The sequence below is a fragment of the Acidovorax sp. A1169 genome, from assembly GCF_030704685.1.
Lineage (GTDB): Bacteria > Pseudomonadota > Gammaproteobacteria > Burkholderiales > Burkholderiaceae_C > Acidovorax.
On the sequence record NZ_JAUZDX010000001.1, the window covers coordinates 403,934 to 420,445 of the forward strand.

General features: G+C 68.1%; 16 protein-coding genes. 13 read left to right on the top strand and 3 right to left on the bottom strand.

Annotated features, from left to right (window positions below):
* Nucleotides 1-12: 12 nt before the first annotated feature.
* The 11 genes from QYL93_RS01875 to QYL93_RS01925 all read left to right on the top strand — a co-directional run bounded on the left by QYL93_RS01875 (nt 13) and on the right by QYL93_RS01925 (nt 12,383).
* Nucleotides 13-2,991 (top strand): formate dehydrogenase subunit alpha, encoded by a 2,979-nt coding sequence (locus tag QYL93_RS01875; RefSeq protein WP_305742057.1) that lies wholly within the window; start codon nt 13-15, stop codon nt 2,989-2,991.
* Nucleotides 2,992-3,019: 28 nt separating this feature from the next.
* The gene (fdh3B, locus tag QYL93_RS01880; RefSeq protein WP_057201907.1) at nt 3,020-3,640 is read left to right on the top strand and encodes a formate dehydrogenase FDH3 subunit beta; all 621 of its coding nucleotides are present in this window, start codon (nt 3,020-3,022) and stop codon (nt 3,638-3,640) included.
* The gene (locus QYL93_RS01885; RefSeq protein WP_305742058.1) at nt 3,637-3,873 is read left to right on the top strand and encodes a hypothetical protein; all 237 of its coding nucleotides are present in this window, start codon (nt 3,637-3,639) and stop codon (nt 3,871-3,873) included. The genes fdh3B and QYL93_RS01885 overlap by 4 nt, the downstream gene beginning before the upstream one ends.
* A 13-nt stretch (nt 3,874-3,886) precedes the next feature.
* Entirely contained in the window at nt 3,887-5,074 is a 1,188-nt protein-coding gene (locus QYL93_RS01890; protein ID WP_305742059.1) for a formate dehydrogenase subunit gamma, read from the top strand.
* Nucleotides 5,075-5,088: 14 nt separating this feature from the next.
* Entirely contained in the window at nt 5,089-5,475 is a 387-nt protein-coding gene (locus QYL93_RS01895) for a hypothetical protein (RefSeq protein ID WP_305742301.1), read from the top strand.
* A gap of 64 nt (nt 5,476-5,539) precedes the next feature.
* Nucleotides 5,540-6,430: a formate dehydrogenase accessory sulfurtransferase FdhD gene (locus tag QYL93_RS01900; RefSeq protein ID WP_305742060.1), complete on the top strand. Its 891-nt coding sequence runs from the start codon at nt 5,540-5,542 to the stop codon at nt 6,428-6,430.
* A gap of 36 nt (nt 6,431-6,466) precedes the next feature.
* Nucleotides 6,467-8,023 carry a C13 family peptidase gene (locus QYL93_RS01905; protein ID WP_305742061.1) on the top strand — a complete coding sequence of 519 codons (1,557 nt, stop codon included), beginning with the start codon at nt 6,467-6,469 and terminating at the stop codon, nt 8,021-8,023.
* 85 nt (nt 8,024-8,108) lie between these two features.
* A complete protein-coding gene (locus QYL93_RS01910; RefSeq protein ID WP_305742062.1) occupies nt 8,109-10,628 on the top strand; it encodes an ABC transporter permease in 2,520 nt (839 codons plus the stop codon).
* Between the two features lie 155 nt (nt 10,629-10,783).
* Complete coding sequence (locus QYL93_RS01915) at nt 10,784-11,215, top strand: group II truncated hemoglobin (RefSeq protein ID WP_305742063.1); 432 nt, start codon at nt 10,784-10,786, stop codon at nt 11,213-11,215.
* A gap of 86 nt (nt 11,216-11,301) precedes the next feature.
* The gene (locus tag QYL93_RS01920) at nt 11,302-11,883 is read left to right on the top strand and encodes a hypothetical protein (protein ID WP_305742064.1); all 582 of its coding nucleotides are present in this window, start codon (nt 11,302-11,304) and stop codon (nt 11,881-11,883) included.
* Nucleotides 11,884-11,912: 29 nt separating this feature from the next.
* Nucleotides 11,913-12,383 (top strand): RidA family protein, encoded by a 471-nt coding sequence (locus QYL93_RS01925; protein WP_305742065.1) that lies wholly within the window; start codon nt 11,913-11,915, stop codon nt 12,381-12,383.
* 101 nt (nt 12,384-12,484) lie between these two features.
* Here QYL93_RS01925 and QYL93_RS01930 read toward each other — a convergent pair whose 3' ends face one another.
* Together QYL93_RS01930 and radC are read right to left on the bottom strand one after the other, a co-directional pair.
* On the bottom strand, nt 12,485-13,120 hold the full coding sequence (locus QYL93_RS01930; RefSeq protein WP_370876930.1) for a Smr/MutS family protein: 636 nt from the start codon (nt 13,118-13,120) through the stop codon (nt 12,485-12,487).
* Nucleotides 13,121-13,440: 320 nt separating this feature from the next.
* Nucleotides 13,441-14,154 (bottom strand): DNA repair protein RadC, encoded by a 714-nt coding sequence (gene radC, locus QYL93_RS01935; RefSeq protein WP_305742066.1) that lies wholly within the window; start codon nt 14,152-14,154, stop codon nt 13,441-13,443.
* An 88-nt stretch (nt 14,155-14,242) separates the two neighbouring features.
* Between radC and QYL93_RS01940 the strand changes: the two genes are divergently transcribed.
* Nucleotides 14,243-14,707 carry a peptidylprolyl isomerase gene (locus tag QYL93_RS01940; RefSeq protein WP_305742067.1) on the top strand — a complete coding sequence of 155 codons (465 nt, stop codon included), beginning with the start codon at nt 14,243-14,245 and terminating at the stop codon, nt 14,705-14,707.
* A complete protein-coding gene (gene ispH / locus QYL93_RS01945; protein WP_305742068.1) occupies nt 14,707-15,702 on the top strand; it encodes a 4-hydroxy-3-methylbut-2-enyl diphosphate reductase in 996 nt (331 codons plus the stop codon). Before QYL93_RS01940 ends, ispH begins: the two co-directional genes overlap by 1 nt.
* An 18-nt stretch (nt 15,703-15,720) precedes the next feature.
* On the opposite strand, the gene QYL93_RS01950 is transcribed toward ispH, so the two are convergent.
* Nucleotides 15,721-16,416, bottom strand: a complete 696-nt coding sequence (locus QYL93_RS01950) for an HPP family protein (protein ID WP_305742069.1) — start codon at nt 16,414-16,416, stop codon at nt 15,721-15,723.
* Between the last annotated feature and the right edge of the window lie 96 nt (nt 16,417-16,512).

A 16,512-nucleotide genomic window follows, 5' to 3' on the forward strand; every position in this document is an offset into this window, starting at 1 on the left:
GCGGGGCGCGCCATGTTGCTCACCAAGAAGTCTTCCCACTCCCGAGAGGGCGCTGCGGCCACCTCCTCGTCCTCTCCCTTCGTCCACAGCCTGCAGCGCGGCCTGGCCAAGGCCCTGCCCACCATGGATCGGCGTGCCTTCCTGCGCCGCTCGGGCCTGGGCGTCGGCGTCGGTATAGCCGCCTCGCAGCTCACCCTGGTCAAGAAATCCAGCGCCGCCGAGGGCGCCAAGATCGGCCTGGGTGACAGCAAGATCGAGGTGCGCCGCACCATCTGCACCCACTGCTCGGTCGGCTGCGCGGTGGATGCCGTGGTCGAGAACGGCGTCTGGGTGCGCCAGGAGCCGGTGTTCGACTCCCCCATCAACCTGGGCGCGCACTGCGCCAAGGGCGCGGCGCTGCGCGAGCACGGCCATGGCGAGTACCGCCTTCGCTACCCGATGAAGCTGGTCAACGGCAAGTACGAGCGCATCAGCTGGGACACGGCGCTCACCGAGATCACGGCCCGCATGCAGGACCTGCGCAAGGCCAGCGGGCCCGACAGCGTGTACTTCGTGGGCTCGTCCAAGCACAACAACGAGCAGGCCTACCTGCTGCGCAAGTTCGTGAGCTTCTGGGGCACCAACAACTGCGACCACCAGGCCCGCATCTGCCACTCCACCACGGTGGCCGGGGTGGCCAACACCTGGGGCTACGGGGCCATGACGAATTCGTACAACGACATGCAGAACAGCAAGGTCGCCATGTACATCGGCTCCAACGCGGCCGAGGCCCACCCGGTGAGCATGCTGCACATGCTGCACGCCAAGGAAACCGGCTGCAAGATGATCGTCGTGGACCCGCGCTTCACCCGCACGGCGGCCAAGGCCGACGAGTACGTGCGCATCCGCTCGGGCACCGACATCCCCTTCCTCTTCGGCCTGCTGTACCACATCTTCAAGAACGGCTGGGAAGACAAGCAGTACATCAACGACCGTGTCTACGGCATGGACAAGGTGCGCGAGGAGATCCTGGCCAAGTGGACGCCCGACAAGGTCGAGGAGGCCTGCGGCGTCAAGGAAGAGCAGGTGTTCAAGGTCGCGAGCATGCTCAATGCCCACCGCCCCGGCACCGTCGTCTGGTGCATGGGCCAGACGCAGCACACCATCGGCAACGCAATCGTGCGCGCCTCGTGCATCCTGCAGCTGGCGCTGGGCAACGTGGGCAAGACCGGTGGCGGCACCAACATCTTCCGCGGGCACGACAACGTGCAGGGCGCCACCGACGTGGGCCCCAATCCCGACTCGCTGCCCGGCTACTACGGCATCGCCGAAGGCGCCTGGAAGCATTTCGCTGCGGTCTGGGGCGTGGATTTCGAGTGGATCAAGGGCCGCTATTCCAGCCCGGCCATGATGACCAAGTCGGGCCTCACGGTGTCGCGCTGGATCGATGGCGTGCTCGAGAAGAACGAGCTGATCGATCAGGACTCCAACCTGCGCGGCGTGTTCTTCTGGGGCCATGCTCCCAACTCCCAGACCCGGGGCCTGGAGATGAAGCGCGCCATGGACAAGCTCGACCTGCTGGTGGTGGTCGACCCCTACCCTTCGGCCACCGCGGCCATGGCCGCCATGCCCGGCCGGGCCGAAGACCTGAATCCGAACCGTGCGGTCTATCTGCTGCCCGCCGCCACGCAATTCGAAACCAGTGGTTCGTGCACGGCATCCAACCGCTCGCTGCAGTGGCGCGAGAAGGTGATCGAGCCGCTGTGGGAGAGCCGCTCGGACCACATGATCATGTACCAGTTCGCGCAAAAGCTGGGTTTCGACAAGGAACTGGTCAAGAACTACAAGCTGCAGAAGGTGCAGGGCATGGACGAGCCCGTGATCGAGGACATCCTGCGCGAGATCAACCGCAGCGTCTGGACCATCGGCTACACAGGCCAGAGCCCTGAGCGCCTGAAGGCGCACATGAAGAACATGCACCTGTTCGACGTGAAGACCCTGAAGGCCAAGGGCGGCAAGGACAAGGAGACCGGCTACGACTTCACGGGCGACTACTTCGGCCTGCCCTGGCCGTGCTACGGCACGCCCGAGCTCAAGCACCCGGGTTCGTCCAACCTCTATGACACTTCCAAACATGTCATGGATGGCGGTGGCAACTTCCGCGCCAACTTCGGGGTGGAAAAGGATGGCCAAAACCTGCTGGCCGAGGATGGCTCGCATTCGCTGGGCTCCGACATCACCACCGGCTACCCTGAGTTCGATCATGTGCTGCTCAAGAAGCTCGGCTGGTGGGATGAACTCACCGACGCCGAGAAGAAGGCCGCCGAAGGCAAGAACTGGAAGACCGACCCCACGGGCGCCATCATCCGCGTGACCATGAAGAACCATGGCTGCCACCCCTTCGGCAACGCCAAGGCGCGCGCCGTGGTGTGGAACTTCCCCGATGCCATTCCGCAGCACCGCGAGCCGCTTTACGGCACCCGGCCCGACCTGATGGCCAAGTACCCCACGCACGACGACAAAAAGGCTTTCTGGCGCCTGCCCACCCTCTACAAGAGCGTGCAGGACAAGAACATCGCCGACAAGGTGCACGAGAAGTTCCCGCTGATCCTGACCTCGGGCCGTCTGGTCGAGTACGAAGGCGGCGGCGAGGAAACCCGCTCCAACCCCTGGCTGGCCGAGCTGCAGCAGGAGTCGTTCGTGGAGATCCACCCCAAGACCGCCGGCGAGCGCGGTGTGCGCAACGGCGAGCAGGTGTGGCTCAGTTCGCCCACGGGCGCCCGCATCAACGTGCAGGCCCTGGTGACCGAGCGCGTGGCGCCCGACACCGTGTGGATGCCGTTCCACTTCTCGGGCCGCTGGCAGGGCGCGGACATGCTGGACCACTACCCCAAGGGCGCAGCGCCCATCGTGCGCGGCGAAGCCGTGAACACGGCCACCACCTATGGCTACGACAGCGTGACCATGATGCAGGAAACCAAGACCACGATCTGCAACGTGGAACGGGCATGAACACGCAGCAGCGACCAGGAGACACCCCATGGCACGAATGAAATTCATCTGCGATGCAGAGCGCTGCATCGAATGCAACGGCTGCGTCACCGCCTGCAAGAACGAGCACGAAGTGCCCTGGGGCGTGAACCGCCGCCGCGTGGTCACCCTGAACGACGGCGTGCCGGGCGAAAAATCCATCTCGGTGGCCTGCATGCACTGCAGTGACGCCCCCTGCATGGCCGTGTGCCCCGTGAACTGCTTTTACCGCACCGACGAGGGCGTGGTGCTGCACGACAAGGACGTGTGCATCGGCTGCGGCTACTGCAGCTATGCCTGCCCGTTCGGCGCCCCGCAGTTCCCCTCGCAGGGCACCTTTGGCGTGCGCGGCAAGATGGACAAGTGCACCTTCTGCGCCGGCGGCCCCGAGACCCACGGCAGCCAGGCCGAGTTCGAGAAATACGGCCGCAACCGCCTGGCCGAAGGCAAGCTGCCGGCCTGCGCCGAGATGTGCTCCACCAAGGCCCTCTTGGCCGGCGATGGCGATGTGGTGGCCGACATCTTCCGCAACCGCGTGGTGCAGCGCGGCAAGGGTGCCGAGGTCTGGGGCTGGGGCACGGCCTATGGCTCCAAGCAGGCCGGCCAACCCACCCCGGGAGCCAAGTCATGACCGGGCGCACTGTACTGATCCTGGGCGCAGTCGGTGGGCTGCTGGCGCTGGTGGCCTGTACCGAGAAGCCGCAGACCGGCGGCGGCGTGCGCATCGATGCGCCACCGTACGCCGGCACGGGCAGCAATTTCACGCAGCCCGGCTGGAAGGCCGGCGACAAGGCTGCCTGGGAGCAGCAGCTCAAGGCGCGCCAGCAGTACGGCCAGAACGAATACACCCGCACCACCCGGTAGAGCGAGGCCTGCCATGAAAAACTTCCTGTGCAGCATGGCGCTGTTGGCGGGCCTGGCCTGGGGCACGGCAGGGGCCCAGGCCCCGGCCAGCGCGCAAGCGGCCTCTGCGGCGACGCCAGCGGCGGCGCCCGCGGTCGGCGGCATCCAGGGCCAGAACATCTTCCAGGTCAAGCCCGATGCCAGCGAAGAACCGGGCTACGCCCAGCAGAACAACGGCGAGCGCGCCAAGGTGCAGCCGGGCAACAACGCGCCCATGTGGCGCCAGGTGGGCGAGGGCGTCACGGGCTACAGCAGCCTGCCCAAGAGCCAGGCGCCCGAGGCGGGCAACCTTATCCAGCCCTTCGTGCAATACCCGGGCTCGCGCGTGACCAACGCGGGCGAGGCCTGGCGCCAGGTGCGCAACCAGTGGATCATCCCCTACGGCGGTGCGCTGCTGCTCATCGTGGCGGGTGCCATCGCGCTGTTCTACTGGCGCAAGGGCATGATGAAGCTGCACGGTGCCGAGACTGGCCGCAAGATCGAGCGCTTCACCCCCTTCGAACGCTCGGCCCACTGGGCCAATGCCATCGCCTTCGTGGCGCTGGCCATCTCGGGCCTGGTCATGGCCTTCGGCAAGTTCTTCCTGCTGCCCATCCTGGGCGGCACGCTGTTCGGCTGGCTGGCCTACGTGCTCAAGAATGTCCACAACTTCGCCGGGCCCCTGTTTGCGGTGTCGCTGGTCATCGTGTTCTTCACCTTCCTCAAGGACAACCTGCCCCGCAGGGAAGACATCACGTGGCTGGCCAAGGGCGGTGGAATGCTGTCGGGCCAGGAGGTGCCATCGCACCGCTTCAATGCGGGCGAGAAGGTCGTCTTCTGGGGTGGCGTGCTGGGCCTCGGCTTCATTGTGGTCGCCTCGGGCCTGGTGCTGGATATGCTGATTCCAGGACTGCTATATGAGCGCGGCACCATGCAGATTGCGCACATGGTCCACGCCGTGGCCACGGTGGTGATGATGGTGATGTTCATGGGCCACATCTACATGGGGACCATCGGCATGCAGGGTGCCTACAAGGCCATGAGGACCGGCTATGTGGACGAGACCTGGGCCAAGGAGCACCACGAGCTCTGGTACGACGATATCCGGGCCGGCAAGATCCCCCCGCAACGCAGTGCCGCCGCCACGGGCGAGGCCCCTGCAGTCAAGCCCGTTCAGGCATGAGGCCCACCATGACGATGCACCCTTTCATTCGCCCATTGCTGCTGGCCCTGTGCGCCGCCTGTGCCTGCAGCGCCGCGCTGGCCAAGTTGCCCCCACCTGCGCCCGAGGCAGCCGCCAAGGCGGCCGAAGCCGCTGCCAAGGCCGCATGGGCCGGCAAGGTCGACAACTACAAGCTGTGCCAGTCGCAGGACCGGGTTGCGGCCCATTACCGCAAGACCAACACCGCCGCAAAACCTGCTGCCTCTGCGGGGGCGTCCTGTACGGAACCGGGCCCCTTTGCCTACACTCCACCTGCAGCCAAGCCCATCGAGGCGGCCGGTGCGCACTCGCCACCGGGCACGGCCAGCAGCCCGCCCAGTACGCAGACGCCCTCTGCCGCCGCTTCGGCGCCCAAGTCCTGAGCACCGCCCGGCACAGGCGGGCGCCAGCCCGCTGCAGCTGGCGGGGATGGGGTACGCTGTGCCCATGAGCACGCCCCTGTCCGCCACCATGACCCCCCGCCTGCCGCGCCTGACCCAGGCGCAGGCGCCGCTGACCCACCGCGTCGAGGTGGTCAACGAGCATGGCGAGCGCGAAGAACTGTCCATCCCGGCCGAGCGGCCGCTGACCGTGTACGTGGACAACCGCGAGCTGGTCACGCTGATGACCCTGGGCGCGCACCCCGAGCTGCTGGTGCTGGGATACCTGCGGAACCAGCGCCTGGTGGAGTCGGTGCAGGACATCGAGTCGATCACGGTGGACTGGGAGGTCAACGCCGCCGCCGTGCGCACCCGCCACGGCATCGCGCGCATCGAGGAGCGCACGGCCAGCAAGGTGGTCACCACCGGCTGCGGCCAGGGCAGTGTGTTCGGCGGCCTGATGGACGAGGTGGATCGCATCGTGCTGCCCGAGGCGCGGCTCACGCAGGGCCAGCTGTACGGCATCGTCAACGCCATCCGCCTCAAGGAGAGCACCTACAAGTCGGCCGGCTCGGTGCACGGCTGCGCGCTGTTCCAGGGCGAGGAACTGCTGGTCTTCGTCGAGGACGTGGGCCGCCACAATGCCATAGACACGATTGCGGGGTGGATGTGGATGGCGGCCGGGGACGCGGCACCGATGGTGGGCGCCGACAAGGTGTTCTACACCACGGGCCGGCTGACCAGCGAGATGGTCATCAAGTCCGCCCAGATGGGCGTGCCCATCGTGGTCTCGCGCAGCGGCATGACGCAGATGGGGCACGCCGTGGCCGAGCAACTGGGCCTGTGCGCCATCGGCCGGGCCACCAACCGGCGCTTCGTCTGCTACAGCGGCATGCAGCGGCTGGTGCTGCAGCCCGAACTGGCGCAGGCCACCACCCCTTCATCCTCCGCCACCTGACACCGGGCCGCCGCGCGGCGATGGCATGATCGGGTGATGCGCGACCAGAAATCCCCCAACGCATGGCCGGACACCCTGCCCAGCCAGTTTGGCCCCTACGACCCCGATGAGGTGCCGGACACCCATCGCATTCCCGTGCCCCAAGGGCCCGGGGAGCCCGATGCGCCCGTATCCGCAGCGACCGAAGCGGTAGATTTGCCGCGCCTGCCGCTCGGGCAGTGGTTGTGGCAAGGGCTGCGGGCCGCGGTGCTGTTGGCGCCCCGAACGGGTGCCGCCGTGCCCAGGCCCCTGCAGCTGATCGTGCTGGTGCTGCTGTGCAGCGGGGTTTTGCTGGGCTTGGAGCGTCTGCATGTGGCGGGCCCGGCCCATTTCAACCTGCGCGGCTGGCTGCTGACATGGTGGTCGCTGCCGCTGCTCGTCTGGTGTGCCTGGTGGGCGCTATCTGCCGCTCGGCGCCAGGATTCACCGGCGCAGGTGACCGGTGGCCTCGCTGCCTGGCTCGCGCTCACCAGCGTGGCCGTCCTGCCCGCGTCAGTGGTGGCCTACGCATTGATGGCATGGGGCGCACACCAGCCTGCTCGCTGGTCTTCGGGATACGGCCCCACCGCTTTCTGGGTCATCTATGCGGCGACGTTGCTGTGGATGCTGGCGGCCGATGTTCGGGTGCTGTCCCGCTTCGTGCGTTCGCAGGTGCGCACGGGCTTGTACGCACTGTTGCTGCTGGCTGTGCTTGGGGTGGGTATGCAGTACGCATCCAGCCGCTCCTGGGTGCCCGACACCTCCGGCGACGACACGCCCGCCCCCGCCCGCCTGCATCTGTCCCAATCGCTGTTCGAATCCCAGCAGGACCTGATGCAGCAGCAGGTCGACGCCCTGGTGCCCGAGCGCCCCGGCGTGACCGATGTGTATGCCCTGGTGTTCGCTCCCTACGCCCGCGAGAACGTGTTCCGCCGCGAGAGCACCATGGTCAGCGACCTCTTGCAGGAGCGCTTCGACGCCCCGGGCCGGGTGCTGCACCTGCTCAACCACGCCGAAACCGCCGACACCCATGTCTGGGCCACGCCCGAGAACCTGGACCGAGCGGTGACGGCGCTGGCTGGGCGCATGGACAAGGAGAACGACGTGCTCGTGGTCTACATGACCTCGCATGGCGCCCAGAATCACCAGCTCGCCGCCTCGCACTGGCCGCTGGAGGTGCCTGCCATCAGCCCCGAGATGCTGCGCGAGGCCCTGGACACGGCGGGCATACGCCACCGGGTGATCGCGATCTCGGCCTGCTACTCGGGCGGCTGGATCGACACCCTGGCCACGCCCTCGACGCTGATCATGACGGCGGCGGACGCCACGCACACCTCCTACGGCTGCGGCGCCTTGTCGGAGCTGACCTTCTTCGGCCGCGCCGTGTTCGACGAACAGCTGCGCAGCACGCATTCCTTCGAGGAGGCATTCAAGAAGGCCGTGCCCCTGATCCAGCAGCGCGAGGTCGAGGCCGGCAAGAGCGACGGCTTCTCGAACCCGCAGATCCGCGTGGGCGCCGAGATCACCCCGGTGCTCAAGGGCCTGGAAGAGCGGTTGAACGTCGCTCCCCGTTAGGGTGGAGGGCCCGAAAGGGCCTGCACGCCGGCTGGAAATGTTTCATTGCCGTGGATTGGCGGGCTTTTGCGCTAATGTCACGCCCATGAACCTTTCTTTTATCCGCCTGGGCTGGCGCACCCTGCTGCGCGACCTGCGCGCAGGCGAGCTGCGCCTCCTGGTCGTGGCCGTCACGCTGGCTGTCGCCGCACTCACCTCCGTGGGCTTTTTTGCCGACCGCCTGCAGGGCGGCCTGCAGCGCGATGCCCTGCAGTTGCTGGGCGGCGATGCCGTGGTGGCCAGCGACAACCCCACGCCCGTCTCCTTCGTGGAGCGCGCCAAGGCCCTGGGGCTGCAGAGCGTGACCACCATGGGTTTCCCCACCATGGGGCGGGCCACCGATGCCAAGGGCGGTGCCAGCAAGCTGGTGGCCCTCAAAAGCGTGCAGCCGGGCTACCCGCTGCGCGGGACCCTCACCGTGGCCGTGGGCCCGGGTGCGGCCGAGCAGACCACGCGCGACATCCCGGCGCGCGGCGAGGTGTGGGTGGATGCGCCGCTGCTCGAATCGCTGGGGCTGGCCATGGGCGACATGCTGCTGCTGGGCGATGCGCAGCTACGCATCGCCCGCATCATCGTCATCGAGCCGGATCGGGGCGCGGGCTTCATGAGCTTTGCGCCGCGCGTCATGCTCAATGAGGCCGACGTGCCCGCCACCGGCCTGGTGCAGCCCGCCAGCCGGTTGACCTACCGGTTTGCCGTCTCCGGCGCCCCGGCCGCCGTCAAGGCTTTCAGCCAGTGGGCTGCCGACGAGGCCAAGAAGCCCGAACAGCACGGCGTGCGCGTGGAGTCGCTCGAAAGCGGCCGCCCCGAGATGCGCCAGACGCTCGACCGGGCGCAGAAATTCCTGAGCCTGGTGGCCCTGCTGGCCGCGCTGCTGTCGGCCGTGGCCGTGGCACTGGCCGCACGCGGCTTTGCCGCCGACCACCTGGACGCCTCGGCCATGCTGCGCGTGCTGGGGCAGAGCCAGCGCACCATCGCCGGCGCCTACACCACAGAATTCGCGCTGATCGGGCTGTTCGCCAGCGCGCTGGGTGTGGCCGTGGGCTACTTGGTGCACTACGTCTTCGTGCTGCTGCTGGCGGGGCTGGTGGAATCGACCCTGCCCGCTGCGAGCCTGTGGCCCGTGGCCTTCGGGCTGGGCATGGGGCTCACGCTGCTGTTTGCCTTTGGCCTGCCGCCCGTGCTGCAACTGGCCCAGGTGCCGCCGCTGCGTGTGATCCGGCGCGACGTGGGCGGGCTCAAGCCCGCCTCCGTGGCCGTGCTGGGCGTGGGCGTGGCCGGCTTTGCGGCCCTGCTGCTGGCCGTGAGCAGCGACATCATGCTGGGCCTGATCGCCGTGGGCGGCTTTGCCGGTGCCGTGGCGCTGTTCGCAGGCCTGAGCTGGGTGGCCGTGAAGCTGCTGCGCCGCAGCGTCAACGAGGCCACCGCGCCGCGCTGGCTGGTGCTGGCCACGCGGCAGATTTCCGCGCGCCCGGCCTATGCCGTGGTGCAGGTCAGCAGCCTGGCCGTGGGCCTGCTGGCGCTGGTGCTGCTGGTGCTGCTGCGCACCGACCTCATCAGTAGCTGGCGCCAGGCCACGCCGCCCGACGCGCCCAACCGCTTCGTGATCAACGTCATGCCCGAGCAGGCCGACGCCTTTCAGCAAAACCTGAAGGACGGCGGCGTCAAGCGCTACGACTGGTACCCCATGATTCGCGGCCGCCTGCTGGCCGTGAACGGCAAGGCCGTGGGCCCGGCCGACTACACCGACGACCGCGCCAAGCGCCTGGTGGACCGCGAGTTCAACCTCTCCACTGCCGTGCAGCAGCCGCCCCACAACCAGGTGGTGGCCGGCCAGTGGACAGAGAACGAGAAGGACGCCATCAGCGTGGAAGAGGGCATTGCCGAGACGCTGGGCCTGAAAATGGGCGACCGGCTGCAGTTCGACATCGGCGGCGTGCAGAACGAGGCGCGCATCACCAGCCTGCGCAAGGTGGACTGGGGCTCCATGCGCGCCAACTTCTTCGTGATGTACCCGGTGGAGCAGCTCGAAGGCGTGGCCGTGACCTACCTGGCTGCCTACCGCGCACCCGACAAGGCCGGCTTCGACAATGCGCTGGTGCGCCAGTTCCCCAACATTACCAATGTGGACATGGGCGCCACCATCACCCAGGTGCAGCGCGTGCTCGACCAGGTGATCCGCGCAGTGGAATTCCTCTTCGCCTTCACCCTCGCCGCCGGCCTGGTGGTGCTGTTCGCGGCCGTCACCGCCACGCGCGAGGAGCGCGCGCGCGAGTTCGCCATCATGCGCGCCGTGGGCGCACGCGCCAGCCTGCTGCGCCAGGTACAGCGCGCCGAGCTCATGGGCGTGGGCCTGCTCGCGGGCTTTCTGGCCAGCACGGTGGCCGTGGTCGTGGGCTGGGCGCTGGCGCGCTTCGTGTTCGATTTCACCTGGACGGCATCGCCCTGGGTGCCGCTGGCCGGTGCACTGGCCGGCGCCGTGCTGGCGCTGGCTGCAGGCTGGTGGGGGCTGCGCGATGTGCTGCGTCGGCCCGTGGTGGAGACGCTGCGCCGCGCCTCGGAGTAGGGCGACCGGAGGCAGCACGCAGGCTACCCTTGGCAGCCCGGCGAGGTCTCCTTCCGGTGCATCGATCGGCCAGGGCGGCTTCCAACTGAGAAATATGAACATCCCTGCTCTTGCAACCAAGCTCGCCAGACATGCCTGGCGCAGACTGTGACCCCATGGACGACGACACCCCAGACAACACCACCCCCGCCACCACGCCCTTCGAATGGATCGGCGGCGAAGAGCGCGTGCGCGCCCTGGTCGAGCGCTTCTACGACCTGATGGACCTGGAGCCGGGCTATGCCGAGCTGCGCGCCGCACACGGCAGCGACCTGGGCCAAGCGCGGCAAAAGCTGTTCTGGTTCCTGTGCGGGTGGCTGGGCGGGCCGTCCTACTACACCGACCAGTTCGGCCACCCACGCCTGCGCGCGCGCCACATGCCGTTTTCCATCGGCACCCAGGAGAGCCGCCAGTGGGTGGCCTGCATGGACCAGGCCATGGGCGAGACGGGCGTGCCCGAGGCGCTGCGCACGCGCTTGCGCGAGAGCTTCACGGGCACGGCGGACTGGATGGTCAACCAGCCCCTGGTGGCCAAGAAACTGATGTGAGCGGCTGTGCGGGCCCGCGGGCCTGGGCTCCAGGATGCGCCCGCAGGCATACTGCGGTTGTCCATTCCACCGAAGGAGCCCGTGCCATGAAGCGTTCCCTTGTCCTTGCCGCCAGCCTGCTGGCCTGTGCCCTGACGCACGCCCAGCCGGCGCCCGCCGCTGGCGACACCTGGAGCAACGTGCCACCAGCCTCGGACGACCGCTTCACCAACCCCAAGAGCAAGCTCTACGCGGGGCCCAACGGCTGGCACAACTTCGGCGAGGTGCGTGCCGAGGTGGCCAATGCCGCCAAGACCCGCTATGCGTTCAAGACCGGGCTCAACTACCTTGTCACGTCCAAGTCGTACGTGTTTGCCACCAACTCCCAGACGCAACTGGTCGAGGTGGACTTTGGCACCGAGCGCCCCGCACCAGGTACCTACGAGGTGGCCGCCAAGCCCGATCCCGCCCAGAAAAAGGCCCTGGTATCGCTCACCGATGCATCGGGCGGCAAGTTGCTGGGCTGGCAGAGCGCCGACAAGGCCGGCACCGTCACGGTAGCGAATATCAATGGCTACCTGTACTTCACCGCGCGCAACCTGCGCCTGGCGCCCGTGGGCATGAGCAACAAGGGCGATTTCAAGCAACCCATGTCGCTGGGCTTCGAGGGCGCTGTCGCGCCCCAATAGGTCTTATTTTTACGGGAGAACGGCTGTCCATGTCCTGCGATGAACGTTTTGCACTGGAGGCCCGGGCGCTGGGCTACTCCTTTGACGGCGAAATCAAGATCGGCGGCAACTACGTGCCTTTGGTACGCGATGGCCGCCATATCTACCTGAGCGGCCAGATCCCGCGCGTGGGCGATACCGTGGTGGTCACGGGCGCGGCAGGGGGCGATGCCTCGCTGCAGGACGCGCAACGCGCCGCCAAGGTCTGCGCCATGCGGGCGCTGGCGCTGCTGCAGCGCGCATTGGGCACGCTCGATGCCGTCACGGCCGTGCTACGCATCACCGTCTACGTGCAGTCGGCCCCCGGTTTCACGCAGCAAAGCGAGGTGGCCGATGGTGCCTCGGAAGTGCTCTACCGTGTGCTCGGCCCGGTGGGCGCGCACACCCGCACCTCGGTCGGGGTGCTGCAGCTGCCCAAGAATGCCACCGTCGAAGTGGACCTGATCGCTGCAGCCGATTGATATGGATTTGCCTTCAACCGTATAACGTCATTGGTTCGCCTTGCCGTGCCACTGCACTGTCTGCGGCTCCCGCCTGGTTGCTGCCCACGGCGCGCATGCGCCTATGGATTGCGTGGCCCCACGGGCTGCAGCAGCACCAGCAGTGCTCCTGCGCCGCCATCCACGGGCCGGGCCTGCACGAAGGCCAGCACCTCGTTCTTCTGCACCAGCCAGCGCTGCACCCGGCCCTTGAGCACGGGGCTCTTGCCGGGCGAGCCCAGGCCCTTGCCGTGCACCACACGCACGCAGCGCAGCCCGTTGCGGTGGGATTGGCGGATGAACTGGCCCAGGGCCTCGCGCGCCTCGTCCACGCGCAGGCCGTGCAGGTCGAGCTGGCCCTGGATGGACCAGTAGCCCGAGCGCAGCCGCTGCGTGACCTGCACGCCGATGCCAGTGCGCCGGTAGCTCAGCGCGTCGTCGGTGTCGAGCAAGGTGCTCACGTCGAAGTCGTCGCTGATGGATTCGAGCAGCACGCGCTCCTCGTCCAGCCAGTGCTGCAGCGGCAGCGGTTGGGGCAGGCGGCGCTGCAGGCGCGCCAGATTGCGCACGCGCAGCGGGGTGATGGGGCCCACGCTGCGGCTGAAGAACTGGTTCTCGGCCTCCTGGCGCGCGGCGGCCTGACGCCGGGCCTGCTCTTCGGCTTGCTCGCGTTCGTGCTGCTCGCGCAAATGGCGGGCCACCGTGGCCAGCTCCTGCAGGTCGGTGATGCGCTGGCTGGCGCGCCGGGGTGCGGGGGCCGTCCGTCGTTTGGGTGTGGCCGTGGGACTCGGTGCGGTGGCTGGCGGCCGGGGCACGCGCGCCGGTCGGGCAGCCGCCAGGCGGGCCGCTGCCGATGCGCGCCGTGCGGCGCGCGTGGGTTCTGGCACCGGTGGCACCGGGACGGGCAGGGCTGCAGCCAGGCTGGGGGGCAGGGCCTCCTTGCCTGCGGTATTGGCGGCACGGGCCAGGGCTGTCTGCAGCGCGGTGGGGGCCGCCGGCCGTGTACTGGGCGAGGGCGGGCGCACCGGTGGTGCCGGGCTCACATCAGCCCCTTCTCGGCCATCGATAGCGCTTGGCCCGGCGCCACGATGACGTGGTCGAGCACGCGCACGTCGATCAGCGCCAGCGTGGTCTTGAGCGTCTGGGTCAGCGCCTCGTCGGCGCGGCTCGGTTGTACGCTGCCGCTGGGGTGGTTGTGGGCCAGCACCACGGCGGCGGCCTGGTGGTGCAGGGCGCGCAGCACCACCTCGCGCGGGTAGACGCTGGCCTGGGTCAAGGTGCCGCGGAACAGTTCTTCGAGCGCCAGCAGGCGGTTCTGGCTGTCCAGGAACAGCACGGCGAACACCTCGTGCCCCTTGGCGGCCAGGTGCAACTGCACATAGTGCTTGACGGTGTCGGGCGAGTCGAACACCTCGCGTTCGCGCAGTTGCTGGGCCAGGGCACGGCGTGCCAGCTCCAGCACGGCCACCAGCTCGGCGCGCTTGGCGGGGCCTAGGCCCTTGATGCGCGCCAGGTCCTCCGCACTGGTGTGCAGCAGGCCGGCGATGCCGCCAAAGCCCCCCGCGAGCTTGCCGGTGGCGGCATCGCGCACCGGTGGGTCGAGCAGCTCTTGCGCCATCTGCAACACGCCTTTGCCCACAATGCCGGTGCGCAGCAGAATGGCCAGCAGCTCCGCATCGGCCAGCGCGGCGGGGCCGCGCGCGAGCAGTTTTTCGCGCGGCTGGGCGTCCGGGGGAAGGTCTTTGATGGCCATGGCTTGCAGGTAATATGGGTGACTCGGACACCGAGCCATGGGGGATTGCCCGTTTTTCTACAATAGAGGCCAGTTTATCGGGACTTTCATGACCTCTACCGCCACAGCCCTTCCCACCATACAGCCGGGCTCCTTCCTCACGCTGCACTATCGCCTGGCAGGTCCGGCGGGGGATGTGATCAACACCTTTGCCGACAAGCCGGCCACGCTGTCGCTGGGCACGGGCGAGCTGTCACCCGCCATGGAACAGCACCTGCTGGGCCTGGTGGAGGGAACGCGCGCTACCTTCGAGCTGCCTGCGGGCGAAGCCTTTGGCGAGCGCAACCCCGACATGCAGCAGTGGGTGGCCAAGAAGCTGCTCAACGAACTGGGCAGTGCCGACGAAAAGTACAGCCCCGGCGATGTGGTGCAATTCCCGACTCCGGACGGCATGGGCAGCTATGCCGGTGCGGTGATGCAGGTGCGCGAGGACGGTGCCGTGCGCTTTGACTTCAACCACCCGCTGGCCGGCCAGCCTGTCACCTTCGAAGTGCTCGTGATCGGAATCCTCTGATGCAGACCCCCCAGGAAATCCTACTGGCCGAGCCGCGTGGCTTTTGCGCCGGCGTGGACCGCGCCATCGAAATCGTCGAGCGCGCGCTGCAGAAATTCGGCCGCCCCATCTACGTGCGCCACGAGATCGTGCACAACACCTATGTGGTCAACGACCTCAAGGCCAAGGGCGCGATCTTCATCGAGGAGCTCTCGGACGTGCCCCCGGGCGCCACGCTGATCTTCAGCGCCCATGGCGTGAGCAAGGCGGTGCAGGAAGAGGCCGTGGCGCGCGGCTTTTCCATCTTCGACGCGACCTGCCCGCTGGTGAGCAAGGTCCACGTCGAAGTGGCCAAGCTGGCCAAGGAAGGCTACGAGTTCATCATGATCGGCCACAAGGGCCATCCCGAGGTGGAGGGCACCATGGGCCAGCTGGACCACGGCATCCACCTGGTGGAAGACGTGGCCGACGTGGCCCGCGTGCAGCCCAGGCAGACCGTAAAGCTCGCCGTAGTTACCCAGACCACCTTGAGCGTGGACGATGCCGCCGAAATCTCTGCCGCCGTGCGCGCGCGCTTTCCGCAGGTGCGCGAGCCCAAGCACCAGGACATCTGCTACGCCACGCAGAACCGGCAGGACGCCGTCAAGGTGCTGAGCCCCCAGGTGGACGTGGTCATCGTGGTGGGCAGCCCCACCAGCTCCAACAGCAACCGCCTGCGCGAACTGGCCGCCAAGCTGGGCACCACGGCCTACATGGTCGACAGCGCCGAGGAATTGCAGGCCGAGTGGTTCACCGGCGTGGCGCGCGTGGGCCTCACGGCCGGCGCCTCGGCCCCCGAGATCCTGGTCCGGCAGGTCATCGACCGCATCAAGGCGCTGGGCGCCGTTTCGGTGCGCACCATGGCGGGCATCGAGGAAACCATCAAGTTCCCGCTGCCCAAGGGACTCAAGATCGATGCCGCCACAGGCTTCGAAATCAAGGAGCGCCAGCCCGAGACAGGGCCATCCGGTCATTGAAATCCGGTAAGTAGGTGCTCACAATGCGACTGCCGTGCCGCTCCACAGGTCCAGCGGCGGGTCGGCCGCCACCGCGCGCAGGATGTCGGTGCGCGAGATGAAGCCGGTGAGTCGGCCCGTGTCGTCCGTCACCGGCAGGCCGGGCAGGCCGGTGTCCAGCAGCACGGCCGCTACGCGGCGCAGTTCGGTGTCGGCCGCCACGGCGGGCACGGGGCTCACCATCACCTCGGACACGGGCCGCCGGGCCAGGTCGATGGCCTGCTTTACCGCGCCGGGCTCGGGCAGCAGGTCCAGCGGCGCCATGTCGGCACGCAGCAGCAGGCCCACCACGCGGCCCTGGGCGTCCACCACCGGCGCCTGTGCCACATGGTGCTCGGCCAGCGTCTGCCAGGCGGCGTTGACTATGGCGTCGGGCTGTACGGTCAGGGCCTCCAGGGTCATCACGTCGCTGACCAGCGTCAGCGGCTTGCGCACCTGCTGGGGGCCTTGTTCCGTTTGGGCATAGGCGCTCACGGCATCCTGCAGGCGCAGGTTCACGGGCAGCGCGGCGGCGCCGGTGGGGGGCGTAGGCAGGTCGGGCTCTCGTGCCTGCACGTCCAGCGAACGGGTGCGCAAAGCCTGCGGGCGCTGCACGCGCCGCACCGGTGCAATGGTGGCCAGGTTTTCAGGCCCGCCACGGTACATCTGCCCCGAAGGGCCGAACACAAAGAACATGCGAGCAACCTCCTGCGGGCACGCCCGCAACAAGCGGCGGCCCATGCCCATGTTATCGGCAGCAAAATGGCCTGGGCACAGCCCAGGGTGTATCCG

Bases quoted from the DNA above. Each gene is read 5' to 3' on its own strand.
- QYL93_RS01885 (WP_305742058.1), top strand. From the start codon at position 3,637: ATGACCGGGCGCACTGTACTGATCCTGGGCGCAGTCGGTGGGCTGCTG.
- QYL93_RS01920 (WP_305742064.1), top strand. From the start codon at position 11,302: ATGAAGCGTTCCCTTGTCCTTGCCGCCAGCCTGCTGGCCTGTGCCCTG.
- QYL93_RS01895 (WP_305742301.1), top strand. From the start codon at position 5,089: ATGCACCCTTTCATTCGCCCATTGCTGCTGGCCCTGTGCGCCGCCTGT.
- QYL93_RS01925 (WP_305742065.1), top strand. From the start codon at position 11,913: ATGTCCTGCGATGAACGTTTTGCACTGGAGGCCCGGGCGCTGGGCTAC.
- QYL93_RS01875 (WP_305742057.1), top strand. From the start codon at position 13: ATGTTGCTCACCAAGAAGTCTTCCCACTCCCGAGAGGGCGCTGCGGCC.
- QYL93_RS01950 (WP_305742069.1), bottom strand. From the start codon at position 16,416: ATGTTCTTTGTGTTCGGCCCTTCGGGGCAGATGTACCGTGGCGGGCCT.
- QYL93_RS01900 (WP_305742060.1), top strand. From the start codon at position 5,540: ATGAGCACGCCCCTGTCCGCCACCATGACCCCCCGCCTGCCGCGCCTG.
- QYL93_RS01910 (WP_305742062.1), top strand. From the start codon at position 8,109: ATGAACCTTTCTTTTATCCGCCTGGGCTGGCGCACCCTGCTGCGCGAC.
- QYL93_RS01940 (WP_305742067.1), top strand. From the start codon at position 14,243: ATGACCTCTACCGCCACAGCCCTTCCCACCATACAGCCGGGCTCCTTC.
- fdh3B (WP_057201907.1), top strand. From the start codon at position 3,020: ATGGCACGAATGAAATTCATCTGCGATGCAGAGCGCTGCATCGAATGC.
- QYL93_RS01890 (WP_305742059.1), top strand. From the start codon at position 3,887: ATGAAAAACTTCCTGTGCAGCATGGCGCTGTTGGCGGGCCTGGCCTGG.
- ispH (WP_305742068.1), top strand. From the start codon at position 14,707: ATGCAGACCCCCCAGGAAATCCTACTGGCCGAGCCGCGTGGCTTTTGC.
- QYL93_RS01915 (WP_305742063.1), top strand. From the start codon at position 10,784: ATGGACGACGACACCCCAGACAACACCACCCCCGCCACCACGCCCTTC.
- QYL93_RS01905 (WP_305742061.1), top strand. From the start codon at position 6,467: ATGCGCGACCAGAAATCCCCCAACGCATGGCCGGACACCCTGCCCAGC.
- radC (WP_305742066.1), bottom strand. From the start codon at position 14,154: ATGGCCATCAAAGACCTTCCCCCGGACGCCCAGCCGCGCGAAAAACTG.